Raw genomic sequence first — 20,721 nt, forward strand, 5'->3', positions numbered from 1 at the left:
GCCTATGCCGGACTCGGCCCTCGTCCCCTCCCGAGCGAAGACGGGCGGGGGCTGCACGGGCTGCTCGACGTTGCACGTGGCGGCGAGAGCGTCGGTTCCTTGGCGTCCGCTCATCGCGCGGCGGTGACCGACCAGCCGTAGCGGGAGAAGACGGGGCCACCGTTCCGATAGGCGGCCAGGGCTTGTGCAGAGGTCGGGAACGCAGGCTCGGGCAGCCGGTCGGCGGTGATCCACTGGGCGGCCAGGTGCTTGTCCGGTTCGGCGTTGGTCAGTTCTCCAGCCCATGTGTCGGTGGCGAAGACGAACAGGACGAACTGACCGGCCTGGTCCCGGCCCTGTTCGATGTGGATGACGTGGACGAGCGCGAGATCCGCCGGGTGGGGCCTGGGCCGGCCGGCGCTGACAGACTGGCCGGAGAACGCTTGCAGCGATGAGGGGGCAGCGGTGGACGAGAGCACTCCGGTGGTGTTCCTGCTGGTGGGTCTCACCGGTTCGGGGAAGACCACCTATGCGCAGCGTGAGCTGGAGCCTCGGGGTGCTGTGCGGCCGTCGGTGGACGAGGTCGTCTACGAGCGGCACGGCCGGTACGGCGTCGACTACCCGGAGAACACCTACTTCGAGAAGGAGTCCCCGGTCGTCGCCGAGCCGCACCGGCGGCTTGCCGAGCTGGTGGCGGAGGGCCGGGACGTGGTGTGGGACCACGGGCTGTGGCCGCGCAAGGACCGCGACGCGATGAAGGAGCCGGTGGAGCCGGCCGGCGGCCAGTGGCGGCTGCTCTACTTCCCGGTGAAGCGCGACGAACTGCTCCGTCGGCTGGTGGAACGTAACGAGCGGGCGGATGCCAACGCACTGGTCGTCACGCCGGAGGCCCTGGAGGACTTCTTCGCGCGCTTCGAAGTACCTCAGAACGAGGGCGAGGAGATCGTGGAGCCCGGCTGGTTCTGAGGCGCGTGCGGACGCCAGTTGGTGGCGATCCTGGCGGCTTCGGCGGCCCAGCCGTCCGGCAGACGGTCGAGGGTGACGTGGCGGAACCCGAGGCGGGGGTCGGAGACGTCGATGCGGCCGTGGTGACGGTCGGTGTGCAGCAGCAGGCGGGACGCCTCGCTGCGGACGGCCGGGGTGTGCTCGGCCCACTTTCCGGAAGTGCACTGCCTTACCCGCCGCTGCAGGTCGTCCAGGACGCCCGAGCGCCACTTGAAGTGATGCACGCACGCGAGCATGTCCGGGGCCGGTTTGTGGCCCGGCGCCCGGCGGTTACCGGATGCCATCGTCACCGAGGAGTGGGCGAGGACGATCTTGCGTGGGTCGCCCTTGAGGAGCCGGTGGGTGAGGTGCCCGCCGAGCGGGAAGGCCCGGTCCAGTCCGGTTTCCGGGCGCCAGAAGGCCAGGCGGCCGTCGTTCGTGACACGGTCGAGCAACACCCCGCCGATCACCTGCCGTTTCCGCCTCCCCGCCACCGCCGTAGTGGCTGCTCGCCCTCGGGACCTTCTGGGGCAGCGGACCCGAGATATGTCCGCTGCCCCGTGTGAATGAGCGTTTGAGTTGGTCTCTGAGTGCTCAAGAGCTGAGCCGTCGAAGCGGTGCTGTAGAGCCCTACTCGTGAGCCGGGACGCGATGGCGAGCAGTGTGGTCGCCACGTGGCCCGGTCCGGGCGCGCGACGGGGTGGCAGGATGACGCGGTGTCCGACTTTCTGCGTGAACACTGGCTGCGCGGCGTCGCCTTCAATCCGGCGGCGCCCTCCGACGTACTGGTACGCCTGATGGATCAAGCTGCCGGTGAGCTCGGCCAGCTGATGTGTAAGGACCGCGACCTGCCCGACGCCGTCATCGACGCAGCCCTGAGCCACCCGGAGTGGCGGATCCGCGGAGCGCTCGCCCGCAACCAGCACGTAGATCCTTCGCGACTCGCCCCCTTGGCAACGGACCCGTCGGGACTCGTCCGCGGGCGGCTCGCCAACCCCCACCTCGGGCGCCGGCCCCGCTGGGTCCGGCCGCTGCCGGACGACATTCTCGTCACCCTTCTGACCGCCCAGGACGGGGGCGAGGACGGCAAGGTCACCGCGAACGAGATCATCTGGGAGCTCGACTCGTCCCGGCAGATCCCGCTGTCCTTCTTCCGCTCCATGGCCGGCAGCGAGGACCCCGGACTCCGGATACGGGCCACTGGGCGGTGGGAGTCGCTCACCTCGGCGCAGCGGGCGGGGCTTCTCGACGATCCCGACCCTGCGGTCCGTGGAGCGGCGCAGGACAGGAACTGGGAGCTGGACCCGGAACGGGTGGAGGCCGAGCTGTCGTCCATGCGTCCGAGCAGCAGGCCGTTCGTGCTCGGCAGGTGCGCTCTGTCGCCCGCGCTCGTCGAGCAGTGCTTCGCGGACGACATGGTGCACCCCCTGGCCCGGAACCCCCACACCCCGGCCGACGCCGTCGCCCGGCTCGCCCGGCATCCCGAGGCGAAGGTCCGTGAGTTGGTTGCCGCCCGGCCCGACCTGGGACCGGACCTGGTGGCGGAGCTGAGGGAGGATCCGGACGAGAACGTGCGGATGCGCGCACGCCTCCACCCCTTCCCCCGCACCTGGGCCGAGTACGACGTGATCGACCTGGTCATCGGGCACGGTCCTGAATGCATCTGCCCGATCACCGAGCCGGACCCCGACCCGGCCACCGTGCCGTCACCCGACTGGTTCGCAGCCTGCGCGGTGTCCGGGGAACCGGTGCTCCGCCGGGTCGCGGCGAGCTGGTCCGGCCTGCCCGCAGAACTCGTCGGGGCACTCGCGCAGGACGACGACGAGCAGGTCCGGATCCGGCTGGCCCGCAACCACCCCTCGGCTCCGCCACACCTCCTCCTGGACGTCTTCGTCACCGGCCCGGACCACCGTGCGGACCTGCTGACGCTGCCCGGCTTCCCGCGCACCGGCCGGACCCACCTCATCGGCCACCCGGATCCCGAGGTACGCGCCCTGGCCGCAGCCGATCCCACCCTGCCCGAACCCCCGGTGGACGACGCCGACGAGGCGGTGCGCCGGGCCGCCGCCGCCAACCCGAGCCTGACACCGGAGGCCCTGGAGGCCCTCCTCGCCAACCCCCGCACCGCAGAAGGCGCCGCGGCCAACCCATCCCTCCCCGTACCCCGTATGCACGCACTCCTCGACCGCTGCCTCAACGGACCCGTCACCCCACCAACCGCGGCGGGACGCCGAGAGGCGACGCCCGCGTAGCGATCACAGGCAGGGCAACCTCTGCCCGCCATCGGCCGACGTCGACATGCCGGACAGGTGTCTCGGTTCACACACGAGGTGGTCTTTCGCGACGCGACGACGCTTCTGAGGGGCGGCGAGCAGCCGTGGGCTCCGCGCGAACGGGCCGACCGCTTCGGTGAGTTCGTTCCCCTGCTGGACGGCCTGCTCCGCGAGCCGGCCGGGATGACGTACGAGGGTGAGTTCTACGCGGCCTCCGAGGCGCGGAACCTGCCGGGGTGTGTGCAGCGGCCCCGGCTGCCGTTCGCCGTCGCCGCGACGGGGCCGCGCGGACTCATGGTTGCCGCGCGGTACGGCCAGGCCTGGGTGACCACGGGTGATCCGAAGCTGTACGAGGCGGGCAGTGCCGCCCAGTCGGTCGAGGCCTTGCGTGGTCAGTTCGCCAGGCTGGGCAAGGCCTGCACGGAGACCGGCCGGAACGTGGACGAGATCGACAAGGTCCTGCTCACCGGCTTCACGCCGGAGTTCAACCCGGAGCTTGCCGGGGGCGGCGGCCGTCCCTTCGACTCCGTCGGCGCGTTCGTGGACTTCGCGGGGCGGTACGCGGAGCTCGGCTTCACCGAGATCGTGATCCATGCGCCCGTGCCCGCAGACGGCCCACAGTTCAGCGCGGCGGTGGCGGACGAGAGGCTCTTCGAGGAGATCGTGACGCAGGCGCCCGACCAGCTCGCGTAACAGGTAACAGGTAACAGGTAACAGGTAACAGGTAACGGGCAACAGGCCCGGTACGACGGGTGACGGGCCCGGCCGTGCGGCGGTGGGGCAGCGGTACCCGAGCCGTGGTCTCCGGCTCTCCGCTCAGCCGGGCAGGCGCAGGAACTCCGGGGGCACAGCATCGGTGAGCCAGACCCCGTTGGCGCTGACGCAGAAGGTGTGGCCGGCCAGGTGCATCGCACCGGCGTCGACGGACAGTACGACGGGCCGGCCGCGCCGGGCTCCGACGCGGGTCGCCGTCTCCCGGTCGGGCGACAGGTGGACGTGGGTGCGGTTCATCGGCCGCAGTCCGTCATTCCGGATCGAGTCCAGGAACGGGACGACCGTGCCGTGGTAGAGGTACGCCGGCGGTTCGGCGGGCGGCAGGTCCAGATCCACGTCGACGGTGTGGCCCTGGCTCGCCCGGATGCGGTCTCCCTCGACGGCGAAGCGCTGCTTGTCGTTGGAGGCGACGACATGGTCGAGTTCGGAGCGGGTGAGCGGGAAGTGGTGACGGGCAGCGGCGCGGAGCAGTTCGTCGATCGTCACCCAGCCATGGGCATCGAGCTGGAGGCCGATCCGTTCCGGCTGATGCCGCAGATGTTTTGAGAGGTACTTGGACACCTTGACGGTGCGTCTTTCATCCATCCGTTCAGAGTGCCCGGGGCATCGGTCCCGGCGCATCCGGATTTTGCCCGGAATTCACAGCAGCAATTTTTGTCCACAGGTTTGATCCACAGCCAACTCGGGTTATCCACAGGTAATTTGACGTCTCTGTGGACAAGTGGCTTGTGATTTACCCCATTTGGTCAATTTGATCTGCATTTGCATGAGATGAGGCAAGTACATCTAATGTCCTTGCCTGTACCTCGCGTTCAGCGGCCGCCGCAATGAACGCTGAGGCGCCCTCCCGGCCAACCAGTCGCTCCACAGCCGTGATTGTGGTGGGCGGCAGGGCGACCACGACCGGAGTCGTCGCGTGAGCGCCCGACGTGAAGGGTTCCTCCGTCGTCAGGTGGTGCTCCAGGTGCCGGGTCGCGAACGTCCGCATTGCACGGGCAAGTTCGGCATCCACCGTCTGCTGGGCGAGCGGCCGGAGCCTGCGCACCATCGAGGCCGCTTCGGACGCGTCCGCGTCCGTCGGCGGCCGGTGGCCGAGATAGCGGGCGAAGACATGCTCGGTGGTGAACTCCAGGAAACGGGAGGCTATCTGCTCGACCTGGCCCCGAAGCTCCCGCAGATGACCGGAGATTGCGCTGAGCGGCACACCGGCCGCGTACAACTCCACCGCGACCGCCAACTCCTGGGGACTCGGTACCAGGAACTCGTCGTTCCTTCCGGGGATCCGTTCGAGTACGCCGAGGTCCACGGCTTCGGTGACCGCCTGCTCGTCGGGGACGCCCCCGAACTTCACGTTCAGCTCGGCCCGGGTGATCCGGTCGGCGCGCTCGTCGGTCCACGGTCCGTGCACCTCGGCGACGAGTCCGAGCACCCCGCCGAGACCACGGCCCGTGTCCCATGCCTCCAGCAACTCCTTGATGCTGGCGAGGGTGTAGCCCCGGTCGAGCAGGTCGGCGATCTGCCGGAGCCGCGCGAGATGGGTGTCCCGGTACACATTGGCCCGGCCCCGCCGCTCCGGGGTCGGCAGCAGACCGCGGTCCTGGTAGGCCCGGATCGTGCGGACCGTGGCACCGCTGGCATGCGCCAGGTCCTCGATCCGGTACTCCGCTACCGCCCGTCCGGCCGCCGGCGACGGCCCGGTACCGGTCACAGCGGCGGCTTCAGCCGGGCGATCCCGCGCAGCGCGCCGGGACTGAGCCGGGACAGGAACCGGGCGGCATGCGACTCCGGTGTCACCGGGACGACGGCCTGGTTGCGGACGACAGCCCGCAGGATCGCCTCGGCGACCTTCTCCGGCGGGTAGTTGCGGACTCCGTACAGCTTGGCCGTCCGTTTCCGCAGCCGGCTCTCCTCAGCCGCGTCGGTCCCGGCGAAGTGCGCCGTCGCAGTGATGTTCGTGTTGACGATGCCGGGGCAGATCGCGCTGACCCCGATCGACTTCTCGGCGAGCTCGGCGCGCAGGCATTCGCTGAGCATCAACACGGCAGCCTTCGACGTGCTGTACGCGGGCAGCGCGCGGGACGGCTGATAGGCCGCAGCAGAGGCGGTGTTGACGATGTGGCCGCCCTGACCTCGCTCGGCCATCTGCTTGCCGAAGAGCCGGCAGCCGTGGATGACGCCCCAGAGATTGACGTCCAGGACGTTCTTCCAGTCCTCACCGGTCGTCTCCAGGAACGAGCCGGACAGTCCGATCCCGGCGTTGTTGACCAGCACGTCCACGATGCCGTACTCGGCGGCGACTTTCTCGGCGAGCTTCTCCATGGCCTGTTCGTCACTGACGTCGACCGTTTCGCTCCAGGCGGCCGGGGCGCCGATCAGCCGGGCCAGCTCCGCAGTCCTGGCAGCACCTTCCGCGTCCCGGTCCACGACCACCACACGGGCACCCGCCTCGGCGAAGGCGAAAGCCGTGGCGCGGCCGATACCGCCGGCCGCACCGGTCACCAGGACGAGCTGACCGCCGAACCGGTCCGCGTACGCACCCTGCGGCGCGGTGTCCCGCACGGGTACGCCGGCCTGCAGAGCCGACTCGTTGGCGGTGGCGAACTCGTTGATCCAGGAGGCCAGCTGATCCGGCCTGGTGCGTGGCACCCAGTGCTTGGCCGGCAGTGTGCGGCGGGTCAACCGGGGAACCCACGACTCGAGTTCGTCGTAGAGCTGCTCCGACAGGAAGATGTCACCGGTCGGTGTGATCAGCTGGACCGGCACATGGGCGTAGGCGTCCGTGCGTGGCCTGCGCAGCCGGGCCCGGACATTGTCGCGGTAGAGCCAGGCCCCGTGCGCCGCGTCGTCGGGCAGGGACGCCGTCGGGTAGTCACCCGGCGGTACCTTCTCCAGCCGCTCCAGGATCCCGGGCCACCGCCTGCCGAGCGGGCCTCGCCAGGCGAGCTCCGGCAGCAGCGGCGTATGGAGCATGTACACATACCAGGACTTGGCGCCCTGGCCGAGCAGCTGGCCGATCCGGCGCGGGGTGGGTCGGGCCATCCGCCGCTTGATCCAGTGCCCGAAGTGGTCGAGGGAAGGGCCGGACATCGAGGTGAAGGAGGCGATCCGGCCCTCGGTGCGGCTGACCGTCGCGAACTCCCAGGCCTGGACGGAGCCCCAGTCGTGCCCGACCACATGCACCGGCCGGTCCGGGCTCACCGCGTGGGCAACGGCCAGGAAGTCATCGGTCAGCTTCTCCAGGGTGAAGCCGCCACGCAGCGGGAGGGGGGCCGTCGAACTGCCGTGACCCCGCACGTCGTACAGCACGACATGCCAGTCATCGGCCAGCTGCCGGGCGACCTGCGTCCAGACCTCCTTGCTGTCCGGGTAGCCGTGCACCAGCACGATCGTCGGACGCGTCGCCTCACCCAGCTCGACGACGCACAGCTCGATACCGCCCGTGGCCACCCGGCGCTCGCGCGCCCCCGGCAGATCCCGCAGACTCATGCCGCCACCCTCTCCTCGGCCCAGCGCCGCACATGCGGCAGATCGTCGTCCAGCCAGAAGGCGCTCTGTCCGGGGTCCCGTGAGTCGGTGACGACCAGGATCTCCTCGAACTTCGCGCCGGTACCCCGGAATCCGAGGTGGGGTTCGACCGCCCACAGGCCGGGCTGCGGGGGATGGTCGGAGAAACGGTACGGACTCCAGAGCGGCGACCAGCCGTCCCGGTGCCCATGGACGGCGTCGCTCAGCAGGCCCTTGAGCGACTGGGTGCCGAACCCGAACACCTCGGGTGACCAACGCCGTTCGGCCACGCGGTCGACCTTGTGGGCGATGACGCCGAAGGGATACGCGCGGTGCCGGTTGGCGTAACCCTGCCTGGTCATCAGGTGCTCGACATCCTCGTAGATCTCACGCAGCGGCCGCCGCTCACGCACCTCGCGCAGGATCAGCTCGCGATGGGACTCCAGGTCGGCGAGCAGCCGGTCCTGCAGCGGATTCAGTCCGAGGCAGCCGGAGTATCCGACGTCCGCGGTGAATCCCTTGTACACAGGGGCCATGTCGAGGATGAACGGCATGCCCGGCTCCAGCTGCCGGTTGGTCGGGAAGAACTGCAGCGGCACCTTGAAACCCGTGAAGGCCGTGCGGTCCCCGAACCAGGCGAAGGGGAGATGGAACCAGTCCCGAACCCCGCGCTCGCGCAGCCACTCGCGCTGCATCCGGGCCGCCTCCCGCTCGGTCACCCCCGGCTTCAGCCGGGCGGCGACCGCTTCCGCGCAGGCGTACGCGAGACGCTGGACGTCTCTGAACCCCCGCAGCTCCTGGGCCCGTTCGTCGTTCACTCGCGAGGCCATGCCACCGTCCGTTCCCTGCCGTGTGCGGTACGTGCCCGTAACGTGACACTGATGAATGTGACAATGTCCGGCGGCTGCGTCAAGAGGTGTGCCGGGCCTGTGGAAAAGTCCCCGGCCGGGCCCGTGGACAGCCCGGCCCGGCGACCCGGCCCCGTGCCCGGCCTCCTCCTTCGTGGGGTCCCCCTACGGGTCCGTACATCTGGAGTCTGACGAGAATCCAGCCGCCAGGTCTGACGACCGGTGTGGCCCGCGCCACTACCGTCGATGACGTGACAGTCATTGCGACCGAAAGCCTGAGCAAGCGGTTCCCACGGGTGACCGCTCTTGACCGGCTCTCCTTGGACATCGGCCCCGGTGTGACCGGACTGGTGGGCGCCAACGGAGCCGGCAAGTCCACATTGATCAAGATCCTGCTGGGTCTGTCTCCCGCCACCGAGGGACGGGCTGCGGTGCTCGGGCTCGATGTCTCGACCAGCGGCGCCGCCATCCGGGAACGGGTCGGCTACATGCCCGAGCACGACTGCCTGCCACCCGATGTCTCGGCCACCGAGTTCGTCGTCCACATGGCACGGATGTCCGGGCTGCCGCCCACCGCGGCACGCGAACGCACCGCGGACACCCTGCGCCACGTCGGCCTGTACGAGGAGCGCTACCGGCCCATCGGCGGTTACTCGACCGGTATGAAACAGCGGGTGAAGCTGGCCCAGGCGCTGGTCCACGACCCGCAGCTGGTCCTTCTCGACGAACCGACCAACGGCCTGGACCCGGTCGGCCGCGACGAGATGCTCGGCCTGATCCGGCGGGTGCACACCGACTTCGGCATCTCCGTCCTGGTCACCTCGCACCTCCTGGGCGAGCTGGAACGCACCTGCGACCACGTCGTCGTCATCGACGGCGGAGCGCTCCTGCGCTCCAGCTCCACCAGCGACTTCACGCAGACCACCACGACCCTCGCGGTCGAGGTCACCGACAGCGACACGCACCCCGACGGAACCGACGCCCTGCGCCGGTCCCTGACCGGGACCGGGGTCAAGCTGGTGGGCCTCAACGGCCTGGACGCGGAGGGGCTGCCGGGTGCGGGCCACATCCTGCTGATCGAGGCGACCGGCGAGGAGACCTACGACATCGTCCGCGACAGCGTCGCCGGCCTCGGCCTCGGCCTCGTCCGGATGGAACAGCGCCGCCACCACATCGCCGAGGTCTTCCGTACCGAAGAGGCACCGACGGCGCAGGCCGCGGCGCAGCACGCGTCCGTGGTCGCCGGGGCCGTACAGCAGAAGGGGAGCGGTAGCGATGAGCACTGAGACCGGCGCCGCCACCGGGAGCGAGACCTCCCGGATCCACAACATCGGCTACCGCGCCTACGACGGCCCGCACCTCGGCCGCGCCTACGCACGCCGCTCGCTCTACTCGCAGTCCCTGCGCGGCACCTTCGGGCTCGGCCGGTCGGCCAAGTCCAAGGTGCTCCCCATGCTGCTCTTCGGCGTGATGTGCCTGGTCGCGGCGATCATCGTGGCGGTGGCCATCAAGATCCCCGACTCGACGAAGCTGCCGGTCAAGTACACCTCCTACGCGATCTTCCTCCAGGCGGTCATCGGACTGTTCCTGGCCTCGCAGGCACCGCAGTCGGTCTCCAGGGACCTTCGTTTCAAGAGCGTGCCGCTGTACTTCTCCCGGCCGATCGAACGGGGTGACTACGTCATCGCCAAGTTCGCCGCCATGGCCTCCGCACTCTTCATCCTCACCGGAACGCCGCTCGTTGTCCTCTACGTGGGCGCCCTGCTGGCGAAGTTCGACTTCGGCGACCAGACCACGTGGTTCGCCCAGGGGATGGTCTCGGTGGCGCTGCTCTCCGTGCTCTTCTCGGGTCTCGGCCTCGTGATGGCCGCGCTCACCCCGCGCCGGGGCTTCGGTGTCGCCGCGGTGATCGCCGTGCTCACCATCTCGTACGGCGCCGTCTCCACCCTCCAGGGCATCGCCTGGACGACGGGGTCCGGCGGAGCCGTCCCGTGGCTGGGGCTCTTCTCGCCGATCACGCTGATCGACGGGGTACAGACCGCCTTCCTCGGAGCCACCTCCGCCTTCCCCGGAGGGGAAGGCCCGGGAGCCGGTGCCGGAGTGGTCTATCTGATCGTTGTCCTCGCACTCATCGCCGGCTCGTACGCCGTACTGATGCGCCGCTACCGGAGGGTCGGGCTGTGACCACCATCGAGATCGACCACACCTCCCGCTGGTTCGGCAATGTGGTCGCCGTCAACGACGTGAGCATGACCATCGGTCCGGGTGTCACCGGACTGCTGGGCCCCAACGGTGCGGGCAAGTCCACGCTGATCAACATGATGGCCGGATTCCTCGCTCCGTCGACGGGCACGGTCACGCTCGACGGCACGACGATCTGGCGCAACGAGGCCGTCTACCGGCAGATCGGCATCGTGCCCGAGCGGGAGGGCATGTACGACTTCCTGACCGGCCGCGAGTTCGTGGTGGCCAACGCGGAACTGCACGGCCTGGGCGACGCCCAGGCGGCGGCCGCGCTGTCCACGGTCCAGATGGAGTACGCGCAGGACCGCAAGATCTCCACGTACAGCAAGGGTATGCGCCAGCGCGTGAAGATGGCTTCCGCGCTGGTCCACGACCCGTCGGTGCTGCTGCTGGACGAGCCGTTCAACGGGATGGACCCGCGCCAGCGGATGCAGTTGATGGAACTGCTGCGACAGATGGGAGCGGAGGGCCGCACGGTGCTCTTCTCCTCCCACATCCTCGAAGAAGTCGAGCAACTCGCCTCGCACATCGAGGTGATCGTGGCCGGACGGCACGCCGCGTCTGGTGACTTCCGGAAGATCCGCCGGCTGATGACGGACCGCCCGCACCGCTATCTCGTACGGTCCAGCGACGACCGCGCACTCGCTGCCGCGCTCATCGCCGACCCGTCGACAGCCGGGATCGAAGTGGACCTGAGCGAACAGGCCCTGCGCGTCCAGGCGGTCGACTTCGGACGCTTCACCACGCTGCTGCCGAAGGTGGCACGCGAACAGGGCATCCGGCTGCTGACCGTTTCGCCGTCCGACGAATCCCTCGAATCGGTCTTTTCCTATCTCGTAGCGGCCTGAGTAGTGGCCTGAAAGGAGCTGTGAAGCGTCATGTACGACCCCACAGTCGCCCGGCTCACCTACCGGGCCCTGCTCGGCCGGCGCCGGGCCGCCATCCTCTTCATCCTGCCCGCACTGCTGGTGATCATCGCGGTGGCGGTACGGATGTTCGCCGGGGCCGATGACCAGGTCGCCTCGGATGTGCTGGGAGGCTTCGCCATCGCCACCATGGTGCCGCTGATCGGTGTGATCGCCGGAACGGGCGCCATCGGGCCGGAGATCGACGACGGCTCGATCGTCTATCTGCTGGCCAAGCCGGTGACGCGCCCGACGATCATCTTCACCAAGCTGATCGTGGCCATCGCTGTGACGATGGTGTTCTCGGCGGTGCCGACCCTGATCGCCGGACTGATCCTCAACGGCAACGGGCAGCAGATCGCGGTGGCCTACACGATCGCCGCCCTCGTCGCCTCGATCGCCTACAGCGCACTGTTCCTGCTGCTGGGTACGGTCAGCCGGCACGCCGTGGTCCTCGGCCTCGTCTACGCGCTGGTGTGGGAGGCCCTCTTCGGCAGCCTGGTCTCCGGTGCGCGCACGCTCAGCGTCCAGCAGTGGTCCCTCGCGCTGGCCGAGAAGGTCGGCGGGGGCGGGGCGATCAGCTCCGATGTGGGACTGCCGCTCGCGTCGGTCCTGCTGATAGTGGTCACCGTGGCGGCGACCTGGTACGCGGGCCAGAAGCTGCGGACCCTGAAGCTCGCCGGCGAGGAGTGAGCACGGGCATCCTGTGAGGCGAGAGCCCCCGTCCGTCGCCGGAGGGGGGCTCTCGCCTTTTGCATATCGGACAATCTGACGCGTAACTGTCCGTTTATCGGGTCGTTGTCCAGGGGGCGTGGAGGCAACTGGAATCTGAGGCGTCGTAGCTTTCGTGAAATTCGGGAGAGCCGATGCGGCGAGGAAACACCCGCCCGTCGGTCATTGAGTGAGTGGCAACCGTGAGCGTCCTCCGCCCCTGAAGCCCGGGGAGAGGGCTGCCTGTCCACCTGGTCCGTCCACCTGGTCTGTCCAGCACCGGATTTCACGATCGGAAGGCATGCTCATGCCCACGGAAGTCGCGCTGCTCGAATCGCGCGCTCTGCGCGTCGAACAGATGGGGCGCGTCGACGCCCTCGACAAGGTGAAGAGCCTTGTCATGCTCCCTGATGGGATTCACGTCCGCACCGAGGATGTGGCCCGTTACTTCGAAGTATCCACAGAGGTCGTCAAGAAGGTGACCCAGCGCCATCGCGCGGAGATGGAGGAGAACGGCCTGAGGCTGCTGCGTGGCTCTGACCTGCGCACTTTTAATAGGGACATGGTGTCCCTATTGGACGCCGGGCAGGGTGAAAGTTATCCACAGGCGCACGCTCAGCTCACGCTCTACACCCGCAGGACCGTCCTCAACGTCGCGATGCTTCTTCGCGACAGCGACATCGCCCGCTGCGTCCGTACGTACCTCCTGGACGCCGAGCAGGACCTGCGGGCGGGATACGCCTCGCTCGAACACCGCGTCACCCGGGTCGAAAGCTGCCTGGCCGGAGTCGGCACCGCCCTGCAGGAGCTGGGGCCGGTCCTCAACCGGATGTCGCTCAGGCTCGACAGCCTCGACCGGAGGCTGGAGCGCACGCACCAGGTGGTCGGCGCCGTGAGCGTGCGGCTGGGCGGAGTGTCCGAGGACGTCGTCCGGCTGGACGGGCGGATGGACGAGCTCGCGCGCAACCTGAAGGACCTGAGCCGCCGCAACAGGAACCGCCGAGGCGTCCTGGAGTCCTGAAGCCTTGATGTCCGGTGCCACCGGCCGCCCGCCACCCTTAAATGAGTGGCACCGGACATCGGGTGCGCGGCACAGTAGGTGGCACGGCACCCGCCGGGAACGACGCCACAGACCGGGAGAGGAGCGCGGCGATGACCGAGAGTCCGAGTCCGTCGAGCTCCCGGCACGGCGTGCCCGAGCGGGCACCGGAGTAGTCAGCGACTGCACCGACGAGCCGCTTCGAGCAGCACGCCGGGGCGGCCGTCCCTGCGCATCGCGCGCGGCCGCCCTCCCGGAGGATTGGCCGAGTGGTAAGGCAGCGGCTTGCTAAGCCGTCGTCGGGGCCGAAAACCCCGCGCGCGTTCGATCCGCGCATCCTCCGCCTCAGGCACCCCGCCGCAGCCGTGCAGCCCCCGTCGCGGGCATCAGGCGCAGCCCCCGACGTCAGGCCGCAGGCATCAGGGCTTCTGGAGCAGCTGCTCCAGGACCACGGCGATCCCGTCGTCCTCGTTCGACGCGGTGATCTCGTGTGCCACGGCCTTCAGATCCTCGTGCGCGTTGGCCATCGCCACACCGTGCTGCGACCAGGCGAACATCGGGATGTCGTTCGGCATGTCACCAAAGGCGATCGTGTCCGCCGCCTTCACTCCCAGCCGGCGGGCGGCCAGCGAGAGGCCGGTGGCCTTGCTGAGTCCCAGCGGAAGGATCTCCACGACCCCCGGGCCGGCCATGACCACGTCGACCAGATTGCCGACCGCCGCTCGTGCGGCCTTCGCAAGGGCGTCGTCGTCCAGATCCGGGTGCTGTATGTAGACCTTGTTCAGCGGGGCCGCCCACATTTCGGCGGGGTCCTGCACGAAGAGAGCCGGCAGCGGCCCCTCCTGCACGCGGTAGCCCGGACCGACCAGCACCTCGCCGTCCAGCCCGTCACGGCTGGCGGCCAGCGCCAGTGGGCCGACCTCCGCCTCGACCTTGGAGAGCGCCAGACCGGCGAGCTGCCGGTCCAGCGTCAGCGAGGTCAGCAGTTTGCGCTCGCCGGCGTGGTAGACCTGCGCGCCCTGGCCGCAGACCGCGAGGCCCTCGTAGCCCAGGTCGTCCAGGATGTGCCGGGTCCACGGGACGGCGCGGCCGGTGACGATGATGTGCGCCGCACCGGCCGCGGTGACGGCGGCCAGTGCCTCGCGCGTGCGCCCGGAGACCGTGTCGTCGTCACGCAGCAGCGTGCCGTCGAGGTCGGTCGCGACGAGCTTGTAGGGAAAGGTCACTTGGCGACCGGCTCCAGGACCTCGCGCCCGCCGAGGTACGGGCGGAGCACCTCGGGCACCCTCACCGAACCGTCGGCCAGCTGGTGGTTCTCCAGGATCGCCACGATGGTGCGCGGTACGGCGCACAGCGTGCCGTTCAGCGTGGACAGCGGCTGGAGCACCTTCTTGCCGTCACGGGTGTCACGCATCCGTACGGACAGCCGGCGTGCCTGGAAACCGTCGCAGTTGGACGCGGACGTCAGCTCGCGGTACTTGCCCTGCGTCGGGATCCAGGCCTCGCAGTCGAACTTCCTGGAGGCCGAGGACCCCAGGTCGCCGGTGGCGACATCGATCACCTGGAAGGGCAGCCCGAGAGCGGTGAGCCACTGCTTCTCCCAGTCCAGCAGGCGCTGGTGCTCGGCCTGGGCGTCAGCCGGGTCGACGTACGAGAACATCTCGACCTTGTTGAACTGGTGGACCCGGAAGATGCCACGGGTGTCCTTGCCGTACGTACCGGCCTCACGGCGGAAGCACGGCGAGAAGCCGGCGTAGCGCAGCGGCAGCTTGTCCGCATCGATGATCTCGTCCATGTGGTACGCCGCGAGCGGTACCTCGGAGGTGCCGACCAGGTAGTGGTCGTCCTTCTCCAGGTGGTACACGTTCTCCGCGGCCTGGCCGAGGAATCCGGTGCCCTCCATGGCGCGCGGGCGGACCAGCGCCGGGGTGAGCATCGGGATGAAGCCGGCCTCGGTGGCCTGGGCGATCGCCGCGTTGACGAGGGCGAGCTCCAGCAGCGCGCCGACGCCCGTCATGTAGTAGAAGCGCGAGCCGGACACCTTCGCGCCGCGCTCCACGTCGATCGCGCCGAGCGCCTCGCCGAGCTCCAGGTGGTCCTTGGGCTCGAAGCCCTCGGCACCGAAGTCGCGGATGGTGCCGTGCGTCTCCAGGACGACGAAGTCCTCCTCGCCGCCGACCGGCACGTCCTCGTGGACGATGTTGCCGAGCAGCAGCAGCAGGCTCCTGGTCTCTTCGTCGGCCTCGCCCTGTGCCGCGTCGGCCGCCTTGACGTCGACCTTGAGCTGCTCGGCCTTCTTCAGGAGTTCGGCGCGCTCTTCCGGAGAGGCCTTGGGGATGAGCTTGCCGAGCGATTTCTGCTCGGAACGGAGTTCGTCGAACCGAACCCCGGACGACCTGCGCCGCTCGTCGGCGGAGAGAAGGGCGTCGACGAGCGCGACGTCCTCTCCACGGGCGCGCTGAGAGGCGCGAACACGGTCGGGGTCCTCACGAAGCAGGCGAAGGTCAATCACCCCTCCAGGCTACCGGTGTCGGCTTCCGCAGCTCGAACCGATATTGCCAAGCGTGTCACTTTGCCCGAATTGCCGGTATTGGTAATGCTGGGCGGGAATCCCGGCAGACGCCTGGGCGGCATCGTCAATAAAGAGGCTCTATTCCCCTAAATGGGGCAGAAGGGTTCATGACTCTTGACGCACCGCCCTTGTCTGGAAGGGGAGTTGGCCGGCGCTTGTCCACAGGGGTGGGTGGTTGGGAAAAGTTATCCACAGGCTGTGAGGAAGATCTGTGGACGCAGAGAAGATCATTCCGAAAGCGGCGTGAAGGGTCATGGATTCCCGCCTCAAACCCGCTCTGGACGCTCGTTCGGGTGGGAATTCCTCGCCCTAAAGAGTTGATCAATGGAATTGGGGTGACACCGGGCGTCCTGCTGGTCTGTGGATGGGTCTGGGTGGACTGAGGAGATTTGTCGACCATGTCGCGTTGTGGTGTCGACTTGTCCCCAGGTCGAGTCGCGTGCCTGTGGATAACTTTTCCATTGATGACAATCCGCTGATCGCACCGGAACCGTGGGTGTGCGGAAGGACAGACGCACCGGTGCCTGAAGGCTGGAGGGCCCCCGACAGGCTGCGACTGTCAGGCCCGCCCGTCCTGGTTACGGGCCAGCCAGTCGGAGGCCACGGTGAACTCGGCATCCGATGTGCCGGCACGCAGCGGGCGTACGTCCGCCGGCGTCACACCGGCCCGCGGATAGGAGCCGAGGAAGCGGACGTTCGGGCAGATCCGCTTCAGCCCCATCAGCGCCTCGCCCACCCGGCGGTCGGAGATATGCCCCTCGGCGTCCACCGCGAAGCAGTAGTTCCCGATGCCCGCGCCCGTCGGCCGGGACTGGATCAGCATCAGGTTCACCCCGCGCACCGCGAACTCCTGGAGCAGTTCGAGCAGCGCACCGGGATGGTCCTCACCCAGCCAGATGACCACCGAGGTCTTGTCCGCACCGGTCGGCGCCGCAGGCCGAGCAGGGCGGCCCACCAGAACGAAACGGGTCTGGGCGTTCTCCGCGTCATGGATCTCGGTCACCAGTGGTTCGAGCCCGTAGGTCGCCGCGGCGAACTCACCGGCGAACGCGGCGTCGTAGCGCCCCTCCTGCACCAGCCGGGCACCGTCCGCGTTGGACGCCGCCGACTCCCATACGGCCTGCGGGAGATGGGCGGCCATCCAGTTGCGCACCTGCGGCTGTGCGGCCGGGTGCGCGGTGACGGTCTTGACGTCGGACAGCTTGGTGCCGGGGCGCACGAGCAGCGCGAAGGTGATGGAGAGCAGCACCTCGCGGTAGATCATCAGCGGTTCACCGCTGGTCAGCTGGTCGAGAGTGGTGGTGATGCCGCCCTCGACGGAGTTCTCGATCGGTACGAGTGCCGCGGCGGCCGTCCCGTTGCGCACCGCGTCCAGGGCCGCCGGCACGGAGACCATCGGGACAAGCTCGCGGGTGGCGGCTTCCGGGAGCGTACGGAGGGCGACCTCGGTGAAGGTGCCCTCGGGGCCGAGATAGGCGTAGCGCGTGGCGGACATACCGTCACCCTAATGCGCCGTAATGGCTTCAGGGTTCCCACAGCAATGTGCCGTATCGACTCAGGACTCCAGCAACCGCTGCCCCACGTACTCCCCCTCCGCCGCACCTCCCGGCACCGCGAAGAGGCCGCTCGCCTCGTGGCGGAGAAACGGTGAGAGGGCGTCGCCCCGGTCGAGTTTGCGCTGCACCGGCACGAAGCCCCGCAGCGGATCCGCCTGCCAGCAGATGAACAGCAGCCCGGCGTCCGGGGTGCCGTCCGTGGCGATGCCGTCGTGGTACGAGAACGGCCGGCGGAGCATGGCCGCTCCGCTGTTGCGCTCGGGCGAGGAGATCCGGGCGTGGGCGTTGTCGGGGATCAGGAGTTTCCCGTCGGGCCCTGCCTTGTCGAGGTCCATCTCGGTGTTCTCGGTACCGCCGCTCAGCGGGGCACCGTCCGCCTTGCGTCTGCCGATGACCTGTTCCTGCCGCGCCACCGGGAGCTTCTCCCAGTCGTCGAGCAGCATCCTGATCCGGCGGACGACCGCGTACGAGCCGCCGGCCAGCCATGCGTACGCCGCGTCGCCGGTGCCGGACGGAACGAAGATGCGCTGGTCGAAGTCGCTGTCGGCGGGCTTCGGGTTGCCCGTGCCGTCGATCTGGCCCATCAGATTGCGGGCGGTCATCGGCTTTGCGGTGGCTCCGGGCGTGCGGTTGAAGCCGTTCATCTGCCAGCGCACACCGGCCGTCGAAGCGGCCTCCTTCTGTACGGCTCGCAGCGCGTGGAACGCGACGAGGGAGTCGTCGGCGCCGATCTGCACCCAGAGGTCGCCGTTGGAGCGGGCGCTGTCGAGATGGTCGGCGGAGAAGGGCGGCAGGGGGTCGAGGCCGGGCGGCCGGTGAGCGACCAGGCCCGTGCGTTCGAAGAAGGTGGCGCCGAAACCGAAGGTGACGGTCAGCGAGGACGGCCCGGCATCCAGGGCGATACCGGTGTCGTGCCCCGTACCGTCCGCTGCGCCGCCGGCGGTGGGGGCGCCGGCCATCAGCCGCCGCGCGACGGCCGACCAGCGTCGCATCAGGGCGGCCGCCTCCTTCCGCCCGGCACCGGGGGCCAGGTCGAAGGCGATGAGATGGCCGCTCGCCTGAAGCGGGGTGGTGATCCCCGGTTGATGTTTCCCGTGAAACATCACCTCGGTCGAGCCGACGGAGGTGAGCGCGGTCGGAGCTTCGTCCCGCGTCGCGGCATAGCCGGTCGCACCGCCGGCTGCGCCGAGCACCAGTCCGGTGGCCCCGGCCGCGCCCGCGGTGCCGAGCAGCCGCCGCCGGGAGAGGGTGCCGCCGGTTCCTGAACTGTCGGCGCTGCGTCCGGTGTTCTTGCTGTTTGTGCTCACGTTCCTGCTCAGCCGATCTTTACGTTCTTGTCGACCGTCGTCTGGTCGATGTCCGACGTTCGCACGGTCGCCGCGACGTTCCAGTTGCCGGCCATCGGGATCTGGACGCCGCTGGATGTCCAGTGCCCCTCGGTCAGCCGGACCGGGACCACCGGAAGCGGACCGATGTCCTTGGATTTCAGGGTGAGGGCGAGTTTCACCTCGGGGACGTCCATGGCCTTCCCGTTGCTGTCCTCGATCCAGACGTGGAGCACATTGGCTCCGGTACGGCCGGGGTCGATGTCCATCCGGAGCGTGCCCTTGCCGTTCTTGCCGCCGGTGTCGAACGGGAGGGTGACGTTGACGGGACCGCTCGCGGCGGGCGCGGCAGCCGCCGTCGACGCGCGGCCCGCCTCCTCCTCCGTCCGGCCGGGCTCGGTCGAGGTCAGGATGGTGGTCACCGCCAGCAGGACCACCGCGACGCCGACTTCGGCCAGCACCGAGCGGCGGAGGCCGGAGCGGTCGGGGTCGGCGTCACGGACCCGCCTCTTCTCGGCGGTCGCCACGGCAGCCTTCTGGCGGGCGAGCTGGGTGGCCCGCGCAGGGTCGGCCGGGGATGTCACCGAGTCCGGATCGGACCGGGGCCCGGACTCGGTGGCATCCTCGCCGCCCGCTGAATCGTCTACGGGTGCCTCGGCGTCCGGTTCGGCCTTCGCCTCCGCTCCGGCCGGCGGGGCCGCAGCAGCGCCCCCGCCGACCGCCAGCCGTGCCGTCCACCTGCGGGAGATCGACGCGACCCCGACGAGGACCGCGACGAGCCCGACCTTCACGAGCAGCAGCTGCCCGTACCCGGTGCCGGTCAGCGCGGACCAGGAGCCGAGCTGACGCCAGGACTGGTAGATCCCGGTGGCGGCGAGCACGACGACACTGACGAAAGCGATCCGGGAGAAGCGTCGTACCGCGGCGGCGGTGACATCGGGTGTGCGGTACAGCGCGACCAGCAGGGCTGTGAGTCCGCCCAGCCAGGCCGCCACCGCCAGCAGGTGGAGCACGTCGACCGGCATCGCGATCCCCGGCTGGATGCCGGTCGACGCGTGTTCGGCGAGCGCCCAGGTCCCGGCGATCCCGGCGGCGATGACCGCGCCGCCGATGGCGAGGCCGAAGGTGAGGTCCTTCTTCTCGCGTTCGTCCTCGCGCTTCGCGTACGCCCCGAACAGCACGGCGATGAACAGCGCACTGGCACCGAGCAGCAGCAGCCGCGAGACGAGTGCGGCGCCGGGCTTGGTGTCGAGGACCGTCTTCAGCCCGTCGAGGTCGAAGGCGTCCGCGAGCTTCCCGGAACCGGTGTAGGGGTTGCGCAGCAGCAGCATGGCCAGCGTGGCGGCGGTGATGGTCATCCAGCCGCGCACCACGAGGCGCTGCAGCGGGCGCGCGCCCGCCCCGCGCTGCCAGCAGGCCAGCACGAAGGCGGCGCCGCCCGCCAGCACGATGAATCCGGCGTACGCGGCGTAGCGCGCGATGCCGTAGAGCGTGCCGACGAGACCGCCCCCGGCCTCGCTGTCCGGGAGGGCGACGCTGGTCTTGGAGGGGGCGCCGATGGAGAAGGTGAAGGCGCCGGAGACCGGATGGCTGTCGGCGGATACGGCCTGCCAGGCGACGGTGTACGTGCCGTCGGGCAGGCCGGTGTGCAGGGCGATGCCGTACTTCACGGTGGAGCCGCTGTGCAGATCGAGCGGTGCGGCCTCGGTGTCGGCGCGCTTGCCGTTGGGGTCCAGGATCCGGATGGAGCCCTTGCCCACGGCGACCTGCTCGGAGAAGGTCAAAGTGATCTGCTTGGGTGCGGTGTCGACCACCGCCCCGTCCTGCGGATCGCTCCCGGTGAGTGCGGCGTGAGCCGACGCGGGACCCGCGACCGCCAGCAGCAGACCGAACACCACGCCGACGAGAGCGGCGAGGAGTCCGGCCACGGCGAGCGGCCGGCGTATGGCGGAGACGGACGGAGGCGGCCCGAAGTGCGGGGCGGTGGCTGTCATGGTCTGTCAGTCC

General features: G+C 69.4%; 18 protein-coding genes, 1 tRNA gene and 1 pseudogene. 9 read left to right on the forward strand and 11 right to left on the reverse strand.

What is annotated here, in order from left to right; all coding sequences use genetic code 11:
• Positions 1 to 110: 110 nt before the first annotated feature.
• Positions 111 to 458, reverse strand: coding sequence for a hypothetical protein (locus ACFVW8_RS00085; protein WP_389685291.1), 348 nt, complete (start codon positions 456 to 458; stop codon positions 111 to 113).
• On the opposite strand from ACFVW8_RS00085, the gene ACFVW8_RS00090 reads away from it, so the two are divergent.
• The gene (locus ACFVW8_RS00090; RefSeq protein WP_389685293.1) at positions 445 to 945 is read left to right on the forward strand and encodes an AAA family ATPase; all 501 of its coding nucleotides are present in this window, start codon (positions 445 to 447) and stop codon (positions 943 to 945) included. The genes ACFVW8_RS00085 and ACFVW8_RS00090 overlap by 14 nt on opposite strands.
• Here ACFVW8_RS00090 and ACFVW8_RS00095 read toward each other — a convergent pair.
• The gene (locus ACFVW8_RS00095) at positions 903 to 1,421 is read right to left on the reverse strand and encodes a hypothetical protein (protein WP_389685295.1); all 519 of its coding nucleotides are present in this window, start codon (positions 1,419 to 1,421) and stop codon (positions 903 to 905) included. The two genes, ACFVW8_RS00090 and ACFVW8_RS00095, sit on opposite strands and share 43 nt — an antisense overlap.
• Before the next feature lie 258 nt (positions 1,422 to 1,679).
• Between ACFVW8_RS00095 and ACFVW8_RS00100 the strand changes: the two genes are divergently transcribed.
• Entirely contained in the window at positions 1,680 to 3,215 is a 1,536-nt protein-coding gene (locus ACFVW8_RS00100) for a hypothetical protein (protein ID WP_389685297.1), read from the forward strand.
• A 90-nt stretch (positions 3,216 to 3,305) separates the two neighbouring features.
• A pseudogene (locus ACFVW8_RS00105) lies at positions 3,306 to 3,929 on the forward strand (LLM class flavin-dependent oxidoreductase); the annotation flags it as partial.
• Positions 3,930 to 4,052: 123 nt separating this feature from the next.
• Here the strand turns inward: ACFVW8_RS00105 and ACFVW8_RS00110 are convergent.
• The 4 genes from ACFVW8_RS00110 to ACFVW8_RS00125 form a co-directional block, all read right to left on the reverse strand.
• The gene (locus ACFVW8_RS00110; RefSeq protein WP_389685299.1) at positions 4,053 to 4,595 is read right to left on the reverse strand and encodes an RNA 2'-phosphotransferase; all 543 of its coding nucleotides are present in this window, start codon (positions 4,593 to 4,595) and stop codon (positions 4,053 to 4,055) included.
• A 148-nt stretch (positions 4,596 to 4,743) separates the two neighbouring features.
• Positions 4,744 to 5,718 (reverse strand): MerR family transcriptional regulator, encoded by a 975-nt coding sequence (locus ACFVW8_RS00115; RefSeq protein WP_389685301.1) that lies wholly within the window; start codon positions 5,716 to 5,718, stop codon positions 4,744 to 4,746.
• A complete protein-coding gene (locus ACFVW8_RS00120; protein WP_389685303.1) occupies positions 5,715 to 7,496 on the reverse strand; it encodes an SDR family oxidoreductase in 1,782 nt (593 codons plus the stop codon). The genes ACFVW8_RS00115 and ACFVW8_RS00120 overlap by 4 nt, the downstream gene beginning before the upstream one ends.
• Positions 7,493 to 8,344 (reverse strand): M24 family metallopeptidase, encoded by an 852-nt coding sequence (locus ACFVW8_RS00125; protein ID WP_389685305.1) that lies wholly within the window; start codon positions 8,342 to 8,344, stop codon positions 7,493 to 7,495. The genes ACFVW8_RS00120 and ACFVW8_RS00125 overlap by 4 nt, the downstream gene beginning before the upstream one ends.
• A 269-nt stretch (positions 8,345 to 8,613) precedes the next feature.
• On the opposite strand from ACFVW8_RS00125, the gene ACFVW8_RS00130 reads away from it, so the two are divergent.
• The 6 genes from ACFVW8_RS00130 to ACFVW8_RS00155 all read left to right on the forward strand — a co-directional run bounded on the left by ACFVW8_RS00130 (position 8,614) and on the right by ACFVW8_RS00155 (position 13,604).
• Entirely contained in the window at positions 8,614 to 9,648 is a 1,035-nt protein-coding gene (locus tag ACFVW8_RS00130; RefSeq protein WP_389685306.1) for an ABC transporter ATP-binding protein, read from the forward strand.
• Complete coding sequence (locus ACFVW8_RS00135; protein ID WP_389685307.1) at positions 9,638 to 10,546, forward strand: ABC transporter permease; 909 nt, start codon at positions 9,638 to 9,640, stop codon at positions 10,544 to 10,546. Before ACFVW8_RS00130 ends, ACFVW8_RS00135 begins: the two co-directional genes overlap by 11 nt.
• The gene (locus ACFVW8_RS00140) at positions 10,543 to 11,454 is read left to right on the forward strand and encodes an ABC transporter ATP-binding protein (protein WP_389685308.1); all 912 of its coding nucleotides are present in this window, start codon (positions 10,543 to 10,545) and stop codon (positions 11,452 to 11,454) included. Before ACFVW8_RS00135 ends, ACFVW8_RS00140 begins: the two co-directional genes overlap by 4 nt.
• Before the next feature lie 30 nt (positions 11,455 to 11,484).
• Positions 11,485 to 12,204 (forward strand): ABC transporter permease, encoded by a 720-nt coding sequence (locus ACFVW8_RS00145; protein WP_389685309.1) that lies wholly within the window; start codon positions 11,485 to 11,487, stop codon positions 12,202 to 12,204.
• A gap of 325 nt (positions 12,205 to 12,529) precedes the next feature.
• Positions 12,530 to 13,243, forward strand: coding sequence for a hypothetical protein (locus tag ACFVW8_RS00150; RefSeq protein ID WP_389685310.1), 714 nt, complete (start codon positions 12,530 to 12,532; stop codon positions 13,241 to 13,243).
• Positions 13,244 to 13,516: 273 nt separating this feature from the next.
• Positions 13,517 to 13,604: transfer RNA gene (locus ACFVW8_RS00155), tRNA-Ser, on the forward strand.
• A gap of 76 nt (positions 13,605 to 13,680) precedes the next feature.
• On the opposite strand, the gene ACFVW8_RS00160 is transcribed toward ACFVW8_RS00155, so the two are convergent.
• The 5 genes from ACFVW8_RS00160 to ACFVW8_RS00180 form a co-directional block, all read right to left on the reverse strand.
• Positions 13,681 to 14,487 carry an HAD family hydrolase gene (locus tag ACFVW8_RS00160; protein WP_389685311.1) on the reverse strand — a complete coding sequence of 269 codons (807 nt, stop codon included), beginning with the start codon at positions 14,485 to 14,487 and terminating at the stop codon, positions 13,681 to 13,683.
• Positions 14,484 to 15,773, reverse strand: coding sequence for a serine--tRNA ligase (gene serS / locus ACFVW8_RS00165; protein ID WP_389685312.1), 1,290 nt, complete (start codon positions 15,771 to 15,773; stop codon positions 14,484 to 14,486). Before serS ends, ACFVW8_RS00160 begins: the two co-directional genes overlap by 4 nt.
• Positions 15,774 to 16,392: 619 nt before the next feature.
• Positions 16,393 to 17,328: a prephenate dehydratase gene (gene pheA, locus ACFVW8_RS00170; protein ID WP_389685313.1), complete on the reverse strand. Its 936-nt coding sequence runs from the start codon at positions 17,326 to 17,328 to the stop codon at positions 16,393 to 16,395.
• Positions 17,329 to 17,388: 60 nt separating this feature from the next.
• The gene (gene efeB / locus ACFVW8_RS00175; protein ID WP_389685314.1) at positions 17,389 to 18,696 is read right to left on the reverse strand and encodes an iron uptake transporter deferrochelatase/peroxidase subunit; all 1,308 of its coding nucleotides are present in this window, start codon (positions 18,694 to 18,696) and stop codon (positions 17,389 to 17,391) included.
• An 8-nt stretch (positions 18,697 to 18,704) separates the two neighbouring features.
• Positions 18,705 to 20,708, reverse strand: a complete 2,004-nt coding sequence (locus tag ACFVW8_RS00180) for a copper resistance CopC/CopD family protein (protein ID WP_389685315.1) — start codon at positions 20,706 to 20,708, stop codon at positions 18,705 to 18,707.
• Positions 20,709 to 20,721: the final 13 nt, after the last annotated feature.

Source organism: Streptomyces sp. NPDC058221 (assembly GCF_042882365.1).
Taxonomy (GTDB): domain Bacteria; phylum Actinomycetota; class Actinomycetes; order Streptomycetales; family Streptomycetaceae; genus Streptomyces.

What these genes read in the sequence shown, in the direction of transcription:
- ACFVW8_RS00110 (WP_389685299.1), bottom strand. Translation starts at nt 4,595, where the DNA reads ATGGATGAAAGACGCACCGTCAAGGTGTCCAAGTACCTCTCAAAACAT.
- ACFVW8_RS00120 (WP_389685303.1), bottom strand. Translation starts at nt 7,496, where the DNA reads ATGAGTCTGCGGGATCTGCCGGGGGCGCGCGAGCGCCGGGTGGCCACG.
- ACFVW8_RS00125 (WP_389685305.1), bottom strand. Translation starts at nt 8,344, where the DNA reads ATGGCCTCGCGAGTGAACGACGAACGGGCCCAGGAGCTGCGGGGGTTC.
- ACFVW8_RS00135 (WP_389685307.1), top strand. Translation starts at nt 9,638, where the DNA reads ATGAGCACTGAGACCGGCGCCGCCACCGGGAGCGAGACCTCCCGGATC.
- ACFVW8_RS00145 (WP_389685309.1), top strand. Translation starts at nt 11,485, where the DNA reads ATGTACGACCCCACAGTCGCCCGGCTCACCTACCGGGCCCTGCTCGGC.
- ACFVW8_RS00150 (WP_389685310.1), top strand. Translation starts at nt 12,530, where the DNA reads ATGCCCACGGAAGTCGCGCTGCTCGAATCGCGCGCTCTGCGCGTCGAA.
- pheA (WP_389685313.1), bottom strand. Translation starts at nt 17,328, where the DNA reads ATGTCCGCCACGCGCTACGCCTATCTCGGCCCCGAGGGCACCTTCACC.
- ACFVW8_RS00180 (WP_389685315.1), bottom strand. Translation starts at nt 20,708, where the DNA reads ATGACAGCCACCGCCCCGCACTTCGGGCCGCCTCCGTCCGTCTCCGCC.